At 63.7% G+C, this 16,059-nt stretch carries 17 protein-coding genes; 10 read left to right on the top strand and 7 right to left on the bottom strand.

Features of this window, described 5'->3' with window-relative positions; translation table 11 throughout:
• Positions 1-32: 32 nt before the first annotated feature.
• The gene (locus G6P99_RS33330) at positions 33-1,268 is read right to left on the bottom strand and encodes an ABC transporter substrate-binding protein (RefSeq protein WP_029078807.1); all 1,236 of its coding nucleotides are present in this window, start codon (positions 1,266-1,268) and stop codon (positions 33-35) included.
• 129 nt (positions 1,269-1,397) lie between these two features.
• On the opposite strand from G6P99_RS33330, the gene G6P99_RS33325 reads away from it, so the two are divergent.
• Entirely contained in the window at positions 1,398-2,207 is an 810-nt protein-coding gene (locus tag G6P99_RS33325; protein WP_029078806.1) for an IclR family transcriptional regulator, read from the top strand.
• On the opposite strand, the gene G6P99_RS33320 is transcribed toward G6P99_RS33325, so the two are convergent.
• A complete protein-coding gene (locus G6P99_RS33320; protein WP_029078805.1) occupies positions 2,183-3,106 on the bottom strand; it encodes a ketopantoate reductase family protein in 924 nt (307 codons plus the stop codon). The two genes, G6P99_RS33325 and G6P99_RS33320, sit on opposite strands and share 25 nt — an antisense overlap.
• Positions 3,107-3,286: 180 nt before the next feature.
• Here G6P99_RS33320 and G6P99_RS33315 point away from each other — a divergent pair, with 180 nt between their 5' ends.
• Entirely contained in the window at positions 3,287-4,102 is an 816-nt protein-coding gene (locus tag G6P99_RS33315) for an ABC transporter ATP-binding protein (protein WP_029078804.1), read from the top strand.
• Complete coding sequence (locus tag G6P99_RS33310) at positions 4,102-4,887, top strand: ABC transporter permease (RefSeq protein ID WP_029078803.1); 786 nt, start codon at positions 4,102-4,104, stop codon at positions 4,885-4,887. The genes G6P99_RS33315 and G6P99_RS33310 overlap by 1 nt, the downstream gene beginning before the upstream one ends.
• A gap of 497 nt (positions 4,888-5,384) precedes the next feature.
• Here the strand turns inward: G6P99_RS33310 and G6P99_RS33305 are convergent, their stop codons facing one another.
• A complete protein-coding gene (locus tag G6P99_RS33305; RefSeq protein WP_029078801.1) occupies positions 5,385-5,951 on the bottom strand; it encodes a GNAT family N-acetyltransferase in 567 nt (188 codons plus the stop codon).
• Between the two features lie 74 nt (positions 5,952-6,025).
• On the bottom strand, positions 6,026-6,910 hold the full coding sequence (locus G6P99_RS33300; protein WP_165125034.1) for a helix-turn-helix transcriptional regulator: 885 nt from the start codon (positions 6,908-6,910) through the stop codon (positions 6,026-6,028).
• A 92-nt stretch (positions 6,911-7,002) separates the two neighbouring features.
• Between G6P99_RS33300 and G6P99_RS33295 the strand changes: the two genes are divergently transcribed.
• Complete coding sequence (locus G6P99_RS33295; protein WP_165125031.1) at positions 7,003-7,902, top strand: SDR family oxidoreductase; 900 nt, start codon at positions 7,003-7,005, stop codon at positions 7,900-7,902.
• Between the two features lie 75 nt (positions 7,903-7,977).
• Here the strand turns inward: G6P99_RS33295 and G6P99_RS33290 are convergent, their stop codons facing one another.
• Both G6P99_RS33290 and G6P99_RS33285 read right to left on the bottom strand, forming a co-directional pair.
• Entirely contained in the window at positions 7,978-9,303 is a 1,326-nt protein-coding gene (locus tag G6P99_RS33290) for a 4Fe-4S binding protein (RefSeq protein ID WP_029078798.1), read from the bottom strand.
• 216 nt (positions 9,304-9,519) lie between these two features.
• Positions 9,520-9,969, bottom strand: coding sequence for a cupin domain-containing protein (locus G6P99_RS33285; RefSeq protein WP_165125028.1), 450 nt, complete (start codon positions 9,967-9,969; stop codon positions 9,520-9,522).
• 179 nt (positions 9,970-10,148) lie between these two features.
• Between G6P99_RS33285 and G6P99_RS33280 the strand changes: the two genes are divergently transcribed.
• The 4 genes from G6P99_RS33280 (at position 10,149) to G6P99_RS33265 (ending at position 13,890) form a co-directional block, all read left to right on the top strand.
• Positions 10,149-11,174, top strand: a complete 1,026-nt coding sequence (locus tag G6P99_RS33280; protein WP_029078796.1) for an ABC transporter substrate-binding protein — start codon at positions 10,149-10,151, stop codon at positions 11,172-11,174.
• Positions 11,175-11,191: 17 nt separating this feature from the next.
• Positions 11,192-11,893, top strand: coding sequence for an NUDIX hydrolase (locus G6P99_RS33275; protein ID WP_029078795.1), 702 nt, complete (start codon positions 11,192-11,194; stop codon positions 11,891-11,893).
• A 244-nt stretch (positions 11,894-12,137) separates the two neighbouring features.
• Complete coding sequence (locus G6P99_RS33270; protein WP_246709688.1) at positions 12,138-13,397, top strand: cupin domain-containing protein; 1,260 nt, start codon at positions 12,138-12,140, stop codon at positions 13,395-13,397.
• 133 nt (positions 13,398-13,530) lie between these two features.
• Positions 13,531-13,890: a potassium channel family protein gene (locus G6P99_RS33265; RefSeq protein WP_246709686.1), complete on the top strand. Its 360-nt coding sequence runs from the start codon at positions 13,531-13,533 to the stop codon at positions 13,888-13,890.
• A 218-nt stretch (positions 13,891-14,108) separates the two neighbouring features.
• On the opposite strand, the gene G6P99_RS33260 is transcribed toward G6P99_RS33265, so the two are convergent.
• Complete coding sequence (locus tag G6P99_RS33260; RefSeq protein ID WP_334261782.1) at positions 14,109-14,621, bottom strand: TetR family transcriptional regulator; 513 nt, start codon at positions 14,619-14,621, stop codon at positions 14,109-14,111.
• A 111-nt stretch (positions 14,622-14,732) separates the two neighbouring features.
• Between G6P99_RS33260 and G6P99_RS33255 the strand changes: the two genes are divergently transcribed.
• Complete coding sequence (locus G6P99_RS33255) at positions 14,733-14,969, top strand: DUF2798 domain-containing protein (RefSeq protein WP_084518317.1); 237 nt, start codon at positions 14,733-14,735, stop codon at positions 14,967-14,969.
• Positions 14,970-15,099: 130 nt separating this feature from the next.
• On the top strand, positions 15,100-15,960 hold the full coding sequence (locus G6P99_RS33250) for an NAD(P)H-binding protein (RefSeq protein ID WP_246709684.1): 861 nt from the start codon (positions 15,100-15,102) through the stop codon (positions 15,958-15,960).
• Positions 15,961-16,059 lie beyond the last annotated feature (99 nt).

Here is a 16,059-nt window from a genome sequence, read left to right as displayed (position 1 = left end):
CGACGCTGCGTCGCGGCGAATGATGGTGCGTCCTATTTGTCGAGCTTGCAGCCGCCGGTGCCTTCGGGGCGAAACGCCTTGTCGCCGGGGATGACCGCGATCTTCTGGTAGTAGTCCCAGGGATATTTGCTCTCGTCCGGCTTCTTCACGCGGTAGAGCGAGAGGTCGTAGACGACGCGGCCGTCTTTACGGATGTGCGCGGGGCGGCCGAAGAAATCCACCGGCAGCTTGCGCATCTCGGCATTCACCGCCTTCGCCTCGTCGCTGCCGCCGGCCTCGATCGCCTTCAGGTAATGGCGCACGGCGGCATAGGTCGCCGCCTGCAGCTTGGTCGGCTCGCGCTTCTCGATCGCGATGAAGCGTTTGGCGAAGGCGCGGGTGCCGTCGTCGTCATCCCAGTAATATTGTGATGCGATGTACATGCCCTGCGCGTCGCGCAGGCCGATCGAGTGGACGTCGGAGATGAAGGTCAGCATGCCGACGATGGTCTGGCCGCCCTGTTGCAGGCCGAATTCGTGGGTCTGCTTGACCGCGTTGACGGTGTCGGCGCCGGTGCCGGCCAGCGCCACCACCTTGGCGCCGGAGTTTTGGGCGGCCAGCAGGAAGGACGAGAAGTCGGTGGTGTTGAACGGATAGCGCACTGCGCCGAGCACCTTGCCGCCGGCATCGGTGACAGCACGTGAGGCGTCCTTCACCATCGCGGTGCCGAACGAATAGTCGACCGCGACGAAGAACCATTCCTTGCCGACGCGGCGGCCCAACTCGCCGACCAGGCCGGCCGACAGGGCGTAGGTGTCGTCGGCCCAATGCGTGATGACGGGCGAGCATTTGTCGCCGGTGAGGTCCGAGGTCGCTGCGCCCGAGACCAGGGCAGTCCGGTTGCTCTGCGTCGCGAGCCCGGCGACCGCGAGGCCGACCGAGCTCACCGCAAGGTCGGTCACCGCGTCGACATGCTCGACATCAAACCACTGCCGCGCGATCCCAACCGCGACATCAGGCTTGTTCTGGTGATCGGCCGAGATGATCTCGATCGGCTTGCCCAGCACCTTGTTGTGAAAATCCTCAGCGGCAAGCTTGGCGGCCGTCACCGAACCGGGCCCGCCGAGATCGCGGCCGCTGCCGTAGTCGCCCAGCACCGCAATCCGCACCACGCCATCCGAGATGCCCGAACCGTCGGGCGCGGCCTGCGCCAGCGGCGTCGAGAGCATCAGCGTGGCGATCGTAGCGGCGGCCCATCTGCGCGAGGCGTCTGTCTGAGGCAATTCCAATCCTCCCGTCCACTTCTGCTATGTCCATGTAGTGGACATTATTCTCATAATTTGAGATAGTATCCGCGCGGGCCCATTGGTCAAGCGCGCTGGATGCAGCGCGCCCTGCCAAATTTGCGGATGTGGACGATGGCGAAGAAACCGAAGGCGGAAGCCCAAGGCACGGAACGGGACACCGAGCAGGGCGCGTCAGGCGTCCGGGCAGTCGATCGCGCGATCGCGATCCTGCAATGCTTCACGCCCGATCAGCCGGCGATGAGCGTGATTGATATCCAGAAGCGCGTCGGGCTGAGCCGGCCGACACTCTATCGCCTGCTGCAGACGCTGGCGCAGCGCGACCTGATCCAGGCCGAAGGCGATCCGCAGCGCTTCCGGCTGTCGCACGGCGTGATGAAGCTGTCCCATGTCTGGCTGAAGGGGCTCGAAGTCGTCGCGGTCGCACGTCCGGTTGTCGAAGGCTTGCGCGAGGCCACCGGCGAGACCGCGGCGCTGTTCCGCATGCAGGAGGATCGCGGCATCTGCATCCTCGAATGCGAGAGCCGTCACGTGCTCTCGATCAGCCGCGGCGTCGGCGACAGTTCGAGCCTGACCCGGGGCTCGACCGGCAAAGCGATGCTGGCCTTCATGGACCCGTCGCGGCAGGCCGCACTCCTCGCCACCGTCCCGAAGAGTGCCGACCGTGCGCGGCTGGAGGAAGCCTTGGCATTTGCCCGGCGCAACGGCTATGCGACCAGCCACAGCGAGATCTTCGCCGGCACGGTCGCGGTCTCCGCGCCGTGTTTCGATCACCGCGGCAGCGTCGTCGGCTCGGTCGGTCTCTACGGGCCGAGCGCGCGCATCGACGAGCAGAAGCTGCTGGAATTTTCCAGGCTGGTCCGCGCGGCGGGCCGGCAGATTTCAGTCCTGCTGGGATTTCAGGACGGCGCGCCCATCGCATAGGGCTTCAGCACCGCATAGAGCATGTCGTGCGTCGGCGTCGCCACGCCGAGCTTGCGGCCGAGTTCGACCACCTTGCCGTTCAGCCAGGGCAGTTCGAGCCGGTTGCCGCGCTCGAGGTCGAGCGCCATCGAGGCCTTCATGGCGGGCGGCGCGTGCCCGATGAAGGCGAGCACCTTCTCCAGCGTATCCGGCGGCAGCTTGACGCCGCTGGCGCGGGCGACGGCGATTGTCTCCTCGCAGGCCGACACGAAGAACGGGCGCAAATCGGGATCGTCGCGCAGCCTGCCGATCGGCAGCCGCGTGACCGCGGTCATGCCGGCATTGGTGGCGAGGCCTACGAACTTCATCCAGAGTTCGGTGTTGATCGCTTCGCTCAGCGTCGCATCGAAGCCGGCCTTCAGGCAGAGCTCGAGCAGCGCCTTGCTGCGCGGCGTGATGCGGCCGTCGAGCTCGCCGAAGATCATGCGCATGAAGGTGCCGACCTGGTTGATCACGCCGGGCTTGATGATCGAGGCTGAGATCTGCGCCACGCCGCCCATCACGGCGTTAGGTCCGAGGATCGGGATCAGCCGGTCGGGCGCGTCGATGCCGTTCTGCAGCGGGATCACGGCGGTGTCGGGACCGACCATCGGCTTGATGTGCGCCCCGGCGCTTTCGACGTCCCACAGCTTGACGCAGAACAGTACGATATCGACCGGGCCGACGCTTGCCGGATCGTCGGTCGCCTGGGTCGGGACCAGGTGGGTCTCGCCGCGGCCGCCCTGAACCTTCAGTCCCTCGCTCCGCATCGCGGCCAGATGGGCGCCGCGCGCGATAAAGGTGACGTCAGCGCCGGCATGCGCGAGCGCCGCACCAAAGCCACCGCCGACACCTCCGGCGCCTACCACTGCGATCCGCATGTTTTTCTCCTTGTCCATCGCGTTGGCCCGTAGCCTCGGCGATGTCGGCGCAATGCGCAACCCGTTCTGCCTGAAAACCGCGTGACCGCAGCCTCGTCTGCCTGCGCCATCTTCCTCCGTTGAACTTGTCCGCTCGACCCGCTAAGCCATCCCCGAACGTTTGGGAGGAATGCGGTGGCGATGGCGGAGCCGACGGCAGTCGCGCTTGACGGTGCGACGGTGGCGTTTCGGTTGGCGGATGGACGCGTCTATACCGCGGTCGAGCAGGCCAATCTTGCGGTGGCGCATGGCGAGTTCGTCGCCATTGTCGGTCCGACCGGATGCGGAAAGTCGACGCTGCTCAACGTCACCGCGGGGCTCTTGAAACCAGCCGCTGGATCAGCGCGGATCTTCGACAAGCCACTGGGCGGCCTCAACCGCGACGCCGGCTACCTGTTCCAGGCCGATGCGTTATTCCCCTGGAAGACCGCGATCGACAATGTCGCGATCGGGCTCGAGATCTCCGGCACGCCGCGCCCCGAGGCGCTCGCGCGCGCGCAGAAATGGCTCGTAGCGGTCGGGCTCGGCGCCTTTGCGGGCCGTTATCCGCACATGCTGTCGGGCGGCCAGCGCAAGCGCGTCGCGCTGGCGCAGGTGCTGATCCGCGATCCGAAGATCCTGCTGATGGACGAGCCGTTCGGCCCGCTTGACGCCCAGACCCGGCAGATCATGGGAAATCTGCTGCTGGAATTGTGGAGCGCCGACCGCAAGGCGGTGCTGTTCGTCACCCACGATCTCGAGGAGGCGATCGCGCTGGCCGATCGCGTCGTGATCATGTCGGCAGGTCCTTCCGCACGCATCATCGGCGACTGGCGCATCACGCTGCCGCGGCCGCGCGATATCTCTGAAGTCAGGATGGAGAAGGATTTCCATGCCCTGCACCGCGAGATTTGGGGCGTGCTGAAGGACGAGGTGATGAAGGGCTATGTCCAGTCGACGCAGGCGGGGGCCGCTTGATGTCGCGCGTCACGCTATTGTTCCTGCAGGTTCTGGTCGCCGTCGTCACGCTGGCGCTGTGGCAGTTCTTTGCCACCGTGTCGGTGTTCGGCAAGGTGTTGCTGCCGCCGTTCTTCTTCTCCAATCCGGTCGACGTCTTCACCCAGATTGTAAAATGGTTCTCGAGCGGGGTGATCTGGAAGCATCTCGCGATCACGCTGTGGGAATCGATCCTCGCCTTCGTGATCGGCTCGGCCGGCGGCATCCTGGTCGGCTTCTGGTTCGCGCGGCAGCCGCGCGTCGCCGCGGTGTTCGATCCCTATGTGAAGATGGTCAACGCGCTGCCGCGCGTCGTGCTGGCGCCGATCTTCGCGTTGTGGTTCGGGCTCGGCGTCTCGTCCAAGGTCGCTCTCGGCGTGACGCTCGTGTTCTTCATCGTGTTCTTCAACGTCTATCAGGGCGTCAAGGAAGTGCCGACCACGGTGCTCGACAATGGCCGCATGCTCGGCATGAACGAGCGGCAGCTGATGCGCCACGTCTACTGGCCGTCGGCGCTGTCCTGGATGTTCTCCTCGCTGCACACGTCGGTCGGCTTCGCGGTGGTCGGCGCCGTGGTCGGCGAATATCTCGGCTCCGCGGCTGGCCTCGGCTATCTGATCCAGCAGGCCGAGGGCGTGTTCGACGTCGCCGGCGTGTTCGCCGGCATGTTCGTGCTGTCGGCCTTCGTCATCCTGATCGACATGGCGGTGACGGCGGTGGAGAAGCGGCTTCTGGTTTGGCGGCCGACGGCGGTATCGCGGGACTAACCGTCATTGCAATCAAAGAGGCCGCCAACGAAGGCGGCCTCTACGCGTTCTGAGTCCGAAACCGTCAGGTCTTGTATCCCTGGCTGTGGCACCACCACGAAATGCCGTTGGTATCGTGGCCAAACTTCAGAAAGGATTCCCTACATTCGTTGAAGTTGTGGAAACGTTTGACGCCCTCTGGCCAGCAAACGACCGGCGTAGGATTGGGCCAGCTACTGGAGACGGAGCAGGCTGCTCCCGAGGTTGCCTGCCTAGCGGGGGCGGGTTTGTTCTCAGCATTTGCGGGGGCAATCGACAAGATCGCGACAGCTAGGCCCGCGAGGAGTAACGAGGCTTTCATGGCTATCTTCTCCCAAATCCCACCGTTGGGTCGGTGGTGGGGCGACTATACCTGAGGTCGTGTCAGAGCGGTAACTCAATTCGCGTTTCGCTTTGTAAAAGGCAGCGACGATCATGTCCGTTAGCCTGCCGCGTGCGCTTGAAAAGATCTGAGCTACTCATCGGTGCGGCTGCTCGGCCGTGACAGGCCAGTTATTGCGTTTCAAGCGATAGAGCGCCTGTCGCCGGAGCGGGTCTGATTCCTTGACACGCGGATGGTCAAAATCGTCGGCCGGCTTGTGCGACATCCCCAATCTGGACATGACGCGAAGAGAGCGCGTGTTGTGGACGCTCGCATGCGCGACAATCTCGGGTAAACCCAGCTCTCGGAAGCCAAATTCAAGCGCCTTGTGACCTGCCTCGGTGGCGAGCCCCTGTCCCCAAAATGCGCGTGGCAGGCGCCAGCCGATTTCCACAGCAGGCGTGAACTGAGCCGTGAAATTGACAACCAGCAATCCGACCGCGCCAACAAATTCTCCGGAGGAGCTCAGTTCCACGGCCCACATGCAGAACCCATGGATTGATTGATGCTCGATCTGGAAATCAACCCAGGCATCGCTCGACTTTCGTGTCGGGAGGGGGCGCAGATGCTGCATGACGGCGGAGTCCGCTGACATCTCCGCAAATCGAGCCTTATCGGCCTCTTGCCATGTTCGCAACGTCAGTCGGTGCGAGAACAGTCTCATTCAATCGACCCAATGACGGTCGCAATCCAGTTCGAGTCTATCCCGGCGGCACGAGCTTGGCGAGCGCGCGTCGATCACGCGCGCTCGTGCGCTGGCGCGGCGTCCATCAGCCCGCGGATCTTTTCCGTCACCTCCGGGTCGATCGGATTGTAGACGATCATGCTGAGGTCAGGCCGGCCATCAACCGCGAACGCCGAATATTCGAACTTGACCGGCCCCAGGATCGGGTGCCGGAGCTGCTTGATGCCTTCGCCATGGGTTCGCACGTCGTTGTCGCGCCACAGCGCCGCGAATTCGGGGCTCAGCCGGCAGAGCTCATCGACGAACGGTTGCACCTCGGCGGCAGCTCCGGCGCGGGCGGCGTCCACCCTGAAGGCGCCGACGACGAAGCGCGCCACGCTTGCCCAATCGTGCTGCGCGGCGCGGACGCGCGGATCGAGGAACATGAAGCGCAACACGTTGCGCTCGCGCGGCGGCAGCGATCCATAGTCCGTCAGCATCACGGTCGCCGCCCGGTTCCAGGCGACGATGTCCCATGTCGCGGTCCTGATCACGGCGGGGCTCGGCAGCAACGCGTCGAGCACGCGTTGCAGCCGCGGCGTCACACCTTCGCTTCGGTGGTAGCGCACCTCGGGTGTGCGGCCGAGGCCGAGCAGGAACAGATGCTCGCGCTCGACATCGGTCAGCATCAGCGCCCGCGCGATGCGGTCGAGCACGTCGGCCGACGGCGCGCCGCCGCGGCCCTGTTCGAGCCACGTGTACCAGGTCGCTGAGATGTTGGCGCGCTGCGCCACTTCCTCGCGGCGCAGGCCCGGCGTGCGCCGCCGCTCCGGCGGAAAGCCGAACGTCGCAGGATCGAGCTTGCTGCGGCGGTCCTTCAGATAGGCGCCGAGCAGGTTGTCATGCAGCTTCTCATGCAGCTTCTCATGCAGATTCCCTTGGGTGCGCGGCTCGCTCATCGTGTTAGCCATTATACCATGATAAAGTCACTACTTTACCACGATAGCGCGGTGACCCCAATTTGTCTCCAGCAAAACCTGGAGGCTTGCTGATGCGCGTGTTTGTTACTGGAGCGACCGGCTGGGTCGGCTCGGCCGTCACTGACGATCTGATTGCCGCCGGCCATCAGGTGCTCGGCATGACCCGTTCCGACAAGGGAGCGGAAGCGCTCGCCGCCGCCGGCGCCGAGGTTCACTACGGAACGCTGGAGGATCTCGATAGCCTCAGAAGCGGCGCCGCGCAGGCGGATGCGGTGATCCACTGCGCCTTCAACCACGATTTTTCGAAGTTCGCAGAGAACTCCGAGGATGACCGGCGCGCGATCGAGACGCTCGGCGCCATGCTCGAAGGCTCGAACCGTCCGCTGATCACGACGTCGGGCGTTGCGACCATGGCGCCGGGCCGCGTTGCCACCGAGGAGGACGCGCCGCATCCGCCTTCGCCCGCACTGCCGCGCATGACCGAAGCGGCCACAACAGCGGTGGCGGCGCGCGGTGTGCGCGCCGCCGTCATCCGGCTTGCGCCGTCCGTGCATGGCCATGGCGATCACGGCTTCGTGCCGCGCCTCATCGCCATTGCGCGCGAGAAGGGGGTCTCCGGCTATGTCGGCGAAGGGCTCAATCGCTGGCCGGGCGTGCATCGTCTTGATGCGGCCCGGCTCTATCGTCTCGCGCTCGAGCGCGGCGTCGAGGGCGGCCCGTTCCATGCGATCGCCGACGAGGGCGTGCCGTTCAGGGCAATCGCCGAGGTGATCGCGCGGCGCCTGAACATTCCCCTGGTGTCGAAGTCGCCGGAGGAAGCGGTCGCGCATTTCGGCTTTTTGGGCAGGTTCGCCGGTGCCGACGTGCCAGCCTCGAGTGCGCGGACGCGGTCACGGCTCGACTGGCAGCCGCAGCAGCCCGGGCTGATCGCCGACATCGATCATCCCGCGTACTTCGCGCAGGAGGCTTAGCGAAGCGTAACCCGCCGATGCCGCGCAATGAAGATGGTGGGTTACGGCTTCGCCTAACCCACCCTACGCAGCGGCTCAGAGCGGGAAGCACCGCATATAGGCCGCAAACAATGTCTCATCGCTGTGGCTCACCAACTCTGCGGCGATCGCATCGGCAAGCGCAAGGTCGCGGTTTTGCACGCCCAGCCATGCCTTTGTATCGGCGGTGATCAGCAAGCCAGCCTCTCCCACATGCCGTCCCGGCACCACTTTAAGATCCTTGCCCTTGATCGTGACCGTCATATCCAGCGCGCTTGCCCCGGTGAAGCGCAGGTGCGTCACGAGGTCCAGGCCGCGCGCCCTGCCGCGCTGAAATCCGAGCGACAGCGAGAAGATGTAGGCCTGGATGCTGCCGGTATGGCGGCCGGACGTGACATGCTGAACCTTCTTGTGCGGAAAGCGTCGCGTCACCGTGTCCTCGGCGTCGGTATCCGGGATCACATAGACGAACTCATCCTTGTCGATCAGCGGCTGCACGACGTCAGCGAAATGGCCGTCGCGATCGCTGAGGAAAGGTCCGATCACGTTTTCACCGGCCGGACAGGCCGAGATGCAATAGGCCGCTTTGTAGCCCGGCTTGAACGACAGCGATTGCCAGACATTCAGCGTCTCGGTGCGGGGAACGCGGGCGCGATAATCCCTTGCGTCCTTTGCATCCGCGACCTTCTCCACCCACTGCGCGAAGTTGCCGAGAAAGTCGTGATAATTGTGGGTGTGGCAGGACAGGAAATCGAAGCCGCCGTCCGGCTTGATGGCACCGACCGGGCAGGCGGCCACGCACAATTTGCACTCGAGGCAGGGATTGTAGTCGATCGGCTGGTCGTAGGCATCCGCCTCGCATCCGAGCAGGATGGTGCCGAGCAGGACGAAGCTGCCGAATTTCGGATGGATGACGCTGCGGTGGATTCCCATGCGTCCCAAACCGGCTTCGACCGCGATCGGCTTGTGCTGGACCATCATGATCCTGGGCAGGTCCATCTCCATCGGGAAGGCGGCGACCGAGTTGCAGGAGGGGATGCCGTGCTCGTCGAGCGCGCGAACGATCGCGCGTGCGGTCTCGTTGACGTGATCGTAGGTGCTGTGGAATTCCTCGTTGGCGACCGAGCGGGAAGGCGAGCGCACCGGCTCGCGGTTCATGTGGCAGGCGATCGCGAGCAGCGAGCGCGTCCGGCCGTAGACCTTTCGGATGAAGTCGCGTTGCGGCGCGATCGCCGCCCGGTCGAACTCGATGATGCCGACATCGTCGGCGCCGCACTCCCGCGCGATCCGCTTGATGAGTTCCGAAGAAACCGGGACGTCGTGGACGTGCTGGCTGCCGCGAGCGCGCACAGCCCTGACCGTGGGGTGATCGTCCAGGCTCATGGTTCCGGCTCTCTATAAAATGACGATCATCATATTATTAAGCGGCCGGACCAGAGGCAAGTGAATTATCTGTTGGGGGTCATGTGATGGAACCGGCCTTTTGGCCCGTGACGATCGTCATTGCGAGGAGCGAAGCGACGAAGCAATCCATCGGTCCGCATATAAGGAGAGATGGATTGCTTCGCTTCGCTCGCAATGACGTGAAGAGGGCTGCTGTCAGTCCAACAGCTTGGTATCATCCGGCGCCTGCGGCGGCGTCTTGATCGCGATCGACTTGATGGCGCGGCCGTCCGGCCTGTTGCCGCCATGCGGCGTGCCCTTCGGGATCACGATCAAATCGCCCGGCTTCACCGTCACTTCCTTGTCGCCGAGCCAGATCGTGCCGGTGCCTTCGAGCACGAATTGCATCTCGTTGGTGTTGGGGTGCAGGTGCTTCGGCACGTTGCCGTCCTGGATCGAGACAGTGGCGCCGTCGGCCGAGACGAACATCTTGGAGCGGAAGCCGACCTTGTTGGCGTCGCCGAGCTTGTCGCCCTCCATCTCGCCGGTGTGGATGACCTGCGCCGTGATGCTCTCGGCAGCGAGCGCCGGCCGCAGCACATGGGTGACGCCACAGCCGGCGGCGAAGGCGGCGCCGATCGACAGCGCGGTTGCAATCCGATTCATGAAGACCTCCCTTGGTGTTTCCCTTGAACTATTCTTGATGTTTCGCTTGGTGCTTCTTCGGCGTTTCCTTGTATCCGCGATGCTATGCCGCCGCCGCCGGCTTGACCAGTTGTCGGAAAGTCGCCTTCTCAAGCCGCGCCGGCTCCTCTATCTTGCCGGCCGGTCGAACGGAGGACGTCATGAACAAACTGCTTGGCAAGCTTGCCGGAACGCTGCTGGCGCTGACCCTGTCCACGGGCCTTGCCGCGGCGCAAAGCAAGATCACCATCGCGGTCGGGGGCGGCGCCTGCCTGTGCTATCTGCCCACCGTGCTGGCCAAGCAGCTTGGCGAATATGACAAGGCCGGCCTTGCAGTCGAGCTGGTCGACCTCAAGGGCGGTTCGGATGCGCTGAGGGCCGTGCTCGGCGGCAGCGCCGATGTCGTCTCCGGCTATTTCGACCATTGCGTCAATATCGCCGCCAAGAAGCAGGAGATGCAGGCGTTCGTGGTCTATGACCGCTATCCCGGCCTCGTGCTGGTGGTCTCGCCGAAGCACACCGGCGAGATCAGTTCGATCAAGGATCTCGCCGGCAAGAAGGTCGGCGTCAGCGCGCCGGGCTCCTCGACCGACTTCTTCCTGAAATATCTGCTGAAGAAGAACGGCCTCGATCCAGCGGGTACCGCCGTGATCGGCGTCGGCCTCGGCGCGACTGCAGTGGCCGCGATGGAGCAGGGCCAGATCGATGCCGCCGTGATGCTCGATCCCTCCGTCACCGTGCTGCAAGGCAGCCACGCCGACCTCAAGATCCTCAGCGACACCCGCACCCAGCACGACACGCTGGCGGTGTTCGGCGGCGAATATCCCGGCGGCGCGCTCTATTCGACCACCGCCTGGGTCAACGGCCACGAGAAGGAGGTGCAGGCGCTGACCGATGCGATCATGGCGACGCTGGCCTGGATCCATTCGCATTCCGCCGAGGACATCATGGCCAAGATGCCGGAGGAGCTCGTTGGCAAGAACAAGGAGCAATATCTGGCCGCGCTGAAGAACACGATCCCGATGTATTCGGAAACCGGCAAGATGGACCCCAAGGGTGCGGAAGCCGTGCTCGCCGTGTTCAGCGAGGGCTCGCCCGAGGTCGCGAAGGCCGGCATCGACGTCACCAAGACCTACACCAACAAATACGTCGAGCAGGCCAAGAAGACGACCGGAAGCGCGAAGTAAACTACTTGGCGAGTGACATGCAGTCTCCACTCATCTGTCGCGTCACCGCGCTCGACCTCGCATTGCAGCGGCGTCCCTGGCCCTTCGCGGACCAACGGCGCGCCGAGATCGACGCGCATTTCGCCGAGCAGCAGCGGCTGAACCCGAAATTGTGGAACGGCCGCGTCCTGCTCGGGCGCGATCCGGTGTTTGCCGCCGAGCGACTCAGCGCGAGCTATTTCGAGACTGATTTCGCGAGCTTCCTGGCCTGGCGCGACTGGGGCTTTCCGGACAAGGAGATCTTCAACGGTTTTGGCATGGGCGCACTGCTTACGAACGATGGCGCCTTTGTGTGTGGGGTGATGGGCAAGCACACCGCGAATGCCGGCCGGATCTATTTTCCCTCCGGCACGCCCGATCTCGACGATATCAGGGGCGAGACGGTCGACATCGCCGGCAGCGTGATGCGGGAGCTCGAGGAGGAGACCGGCCTCACCGCAGCGGATTGCCAAGCCGATGCCGACTGGCACTGCATCTACACCGGCGTTGCGCTGGCGATGATGCAGATCCTGCGCGTCGACATGCCAGCGGACGCGCTGCGTGAGCGGATCGAGACCAACCTCGCGCGGCAGGAGCACCCCGAGCTTGCCGGCATCCATCTGGTGCGCAGCCGCGCCGATCTCACCGCCGCAATGCCGCGCTTCGTCACCGCGTTCATCGAAACGCAGCTTCCGGCGTAGGCACGTACGCGTAAAGCTCCGCTTCCGAGGGTGAAGCGGTCGTTGCCTGGATCGTCCGTCATTGACGGCTTTTGACCCGACGCTGACACTAGCACCCCTGTACGGTGGTTTTGACCAGTTGTAACATTGCATCAAAAGGAGGCAAGGCATTCGGGGCGCCGGCCCGCGAGCGGTCTAAATATTTCCAGCAACTTACCGCGGTCGCTCGGCAGTGCGACATCAGGTGTCGGGGCAACCTGCCGCAATGAATGGCCCGAGCGGGCGCGTGGTTTCGGTACATCACGATCAACGCCATCATGGAGATATCATCATGTCAAACGTGCAGCGGCGTGACGTTCTTATCGGCTCAGCGCTTGCTGCGGCAGCTGTGGCCGCAGCAAAGCCAGCGCTGGCCGGCGATCCGAGCTTCATGAACAACGTCCCCGATCCGCTTCTCGCGGCCGATGACCTGCCGACCTTCAAGTTCGCCCTGGAGAAATCCGAGGGAAAAGTTATCGGCGAAAGTTACGGCAAGGAGGCGACGGTCAAGCAGCTGCCGATTTCCAAAGGCATCGCTGGGGTCTCCATGCGGCTCGAACCTGGCGCGATGCGCGAGCTTCATTGGCACGCCACAGCAGCCGAATGGGCATTCGTCATCGAGGGCGGCGTTCGCACCACGGTCATCGATCCGCAGGGCCGGGCGGAGACCAACGAATTCGAGCCTGGCGATATCTGGTACTTTCCCCGCGGGCACGGCCACATGCTGCAGTGTCTCGGTAGCCAGGCCTGCCACTTTATTCTCATTTTCGACAACGGGTACTTTTCTGAGTTCGGCACCTTCAGCATCACGGACTGGATCGGCCACGCGCCGAAGACTCTTCTGGCCAAGAACTTCGGCGTGCCCGCGGCGACGTTCGACTCGTTTCCGAAGACGGAGGTCTATTTTGCCCGCGGAGCAATCGCTCCGGCACAGCCGGCCGCCCCGTTGCAAGGCGTAAATCTGCCGCCGCAGACGCACAAATACCGTTTGCTCGCCCAGGAACCGCACGGGGTCTACAAGGGCGGCCGGGAGTGGCGCGTCGATGCCAGTCGGTTCCCGATCTCGACGACCGTGACCGGCGTCATCCTCGATCTCGATCCTGGCGCGTTACGCGAGCTGCACTGGCACCCTAACGCGGACGAGTGGCAATACGTCATCGACGGGCAGGTGTCCGTCACCCTTTTCGGATCCCACGGACGGTTCCGCGTCGAGACGCTGGAGAAAGGCGACGTTGGCTACATTCCGCAGGGCTACGGGCACTCGATCGAAAATATTGGCAATACGCCTGCGCGCATCCTGATCGGGTTCAACGCCGGCACTTACGAGACGATCAATCTGTCGCAGTGGATTGCCGGCAACCCCGCTGACGTGCTCGCCGTCAATTTCGCGCAACCGCCGGAATTATTCGAGAAGTTTCCCAAGCACGACGTGTTTCTCGCGAGCGCCAGCGGCCCTGACAAATCGGCGCGATCAGATGGGCGGTAGTGGGTGAGGGTCCACAGCCAGCAATCGGGACACGGAGCTTCTAACCGCGAAGCGCCCGAACTAAATTTTTGTATCGATCCGTTGATGAGCTGCGCCACTTCTGCAGCGCGGCATTTACGGAGATCGCCCCGACATGAACCGACCAACACCGAAAACGTTGCAGCGGCGTTTTTTCTTGGCGCTTGGTCATGCCATTCACGTGACGTGGCCGGTGTTGTCGGCAATTCTGGCGATTCAGCTTGCCCTGGGCTTGCTGACCGGTTTTGTTGAGGGCTGGTCTCTCGGGGATGCAGTCTATTTTACTTTCATTAACGGCCTTACAATTGGTTACGGTGATCTCGTCCCGAGGCAGACGTTGACGCGCGCACTTGCGATAGGATTTGGCTTTTTCGGGCTCTTTGTCACGGCTCTCATAGCGGCAATTGCGGTCTACGCCATGCACTCAGCGCTCACCAATGCCGGGAACGGAGGCGAGCGATCTGAATATCGATGAGGTGATCAAGTAAGAGTGCTGTTTGCTGCATTGGATGAGTCGGCTCGTGGCCCTTTTCGGAAGCGTAGCGCTTGCTATCGAAAGTCCGGCGTCGGGGGTGAAGCGGACGTCACGGTTGCGCGCTCCGACTTCCGCGTTTGACCCCATTGCGGCCGTGTTCGGAAGCTGGCTTTCAGCGCATCGGGCCAATCGTCTCCGCGGTTCTAAATCGCAATCTGCTATTTCCCCTGCCGCGCGCTTTCGAGCAGCGTCATGCAGGCGTCGAGGCAGGCTGCGGCAATCGTCCGGCCGAGGGGACCCGGCTTCTTGTTCAACAGCCGATGCATCACCACGCCGTGCAGCATCATCATGATCGGATAGGCGATGTGCGCGGCCCTGCTTTCATCGACACCGGCGCGCACGATATGGGTGGTGTATCGTTCGATCTCGCCGGCCTGCGCACCCGTTGTGACGCGTTCCATCCATCCGCGCCCGTAGAGCAATTCATAATCGCGGGGGTGGGTGCTGCCGAACTCGAGATGTCGTACGCAGGTGTCCTGAAAGTCGCGGGATTTTGCGAGGTAGGCCGAGAAGCGCTGAAAGGCCAGCGTGCGCAATGCCGTCAGCAACGCCTCCCGGTCGGCGTAGTAGCTATAAACCGTCGGCGTCGTGGTGGCTGCTTCCGCTGCCACACCGCGGATCGTCACGGCCTCCTCGCCGCCCGACTGCCACAGCGTGTCGGCGGCCTTCAAGATCCTGTGAGGCAGCTCCGGATCGGCAGTTCTCGGCATAGGCCCTCTTGCTTCTACAATGTAAAAGTTATACGTCGTCTAAATAATAAAACCGTACCCAGGAGCAAGCAAATGGCCCTTTCCCCGAAACTGATTGGACCCTCGATCTCCTTGATCACCGGCCTGATCACGTCGACCAGCATGTCGTTCATCGGTCTCGCCCTGAACTACGGGTTCCAGCCCGATTTTGCCATGCGCTGGCTGAAGGCCGCGGCAACGAGCTACGTCGTGATCGTCCCGATGTTGATCATCGTCATCCCGCGGATCCAGCGCTTCGTCATGCGGCAGGCCGGATTGCCGACGCGCTGAGGCCGGGTCGCCGCACAACGAGCACCGTCTCTGAGCCACTTCGTCCTTTGAACGTAACCCCGGGGTCAGCAACATGACGACGAAACATATGCACGACAAGCCGATTCTCGTGACCGGAGCGGCCGGCGCTGTGGGCGGCATCGGCCGCAACCTCACCGAATTCCTGCTCAAGAGTGGTCACAAGGTGCGCGCCTTGGTTCGGCGCGAGGACGCGCGCGCCGAAGGCTTGCGGCGGCACGGCGCAGAGGTCGTCAAGGGCGACCTGACGGACCTCGCCTCGATGCACCGCGCCATCGAAGGTTGCCGGCGTATCTATTTCGGAATGTCTGTCTCGGCGGCCTACCTGGAAGCCACGATCAACACTGCCGCGGTGGCGCGCCACCACGGCGTCGAGGCCGTCGTGAACATGTCGCAGATGACGGTCTCGCAGATGAGCATCAACGAGACCACCGACAGCCCGCAGCACAGGCTGCACTGGCTGGCGGAGCAGGCTCTGGCCTGGTCGGGACTGCCGGTCGTGACGGTGCGGCCGACAGTCTTCCTCGAGGGCTTCTTTCTGATGCTCGCCGCCGCCGGCGTGCGGGCCTCCGACGAGTTGGCGCTTCCGATGGGCGATGGCAAGACCTCGCCGATCTCGGCGGTCGATGTGGCGCGCGCGGTCGCGGCGATCCTCGACGATCCCGCACCGCATATCGGACGAATCTACGATCTGACGGGGCCGGAATCCGCCGATCTGAACCACCATGCGCGTGCGTTCTCCGAGGCGCTCGGCAGGCCCATCCGATATCGCGACGTCCCGCTCGCGGCGTGGAGCGAAGGCCTTCGGCGGGCAGGGTTTCCTGAGCACGTCGTCAGCCATCTCTCGGCCATGACCGAGTTGAACCGGCAGGGGCGTTACGACCGCATGACGGACACCATGTACCAGCTCACCGGAGAAGCACCGGTGAACATGCACGATTTCGTGAAGCTCCATGCCGCCGAATTCAAGTAGCGTGGACCGGCGCTTTGATGCGGCGTCCACCACATACCGCAAGCGGAATCCGACCGTTGGGGCGCCCGGATGGTCCGCTTTGGATCGAGGCCGTGCGAT

Source organism: Bradyrhizobium sp. 6(2017) (genome assembly GCF_011058295.2).
GTDB lineage: Bacteria > Pseudomonadota > Alphaproteobacteria > Rhizobiales > Xanthobacteraceae > Bradyrhizobium > Bradyrhizobium septentrionale.
This window is presented reverse-complemented; position numbering and strand designations above follow the sequence as displayed.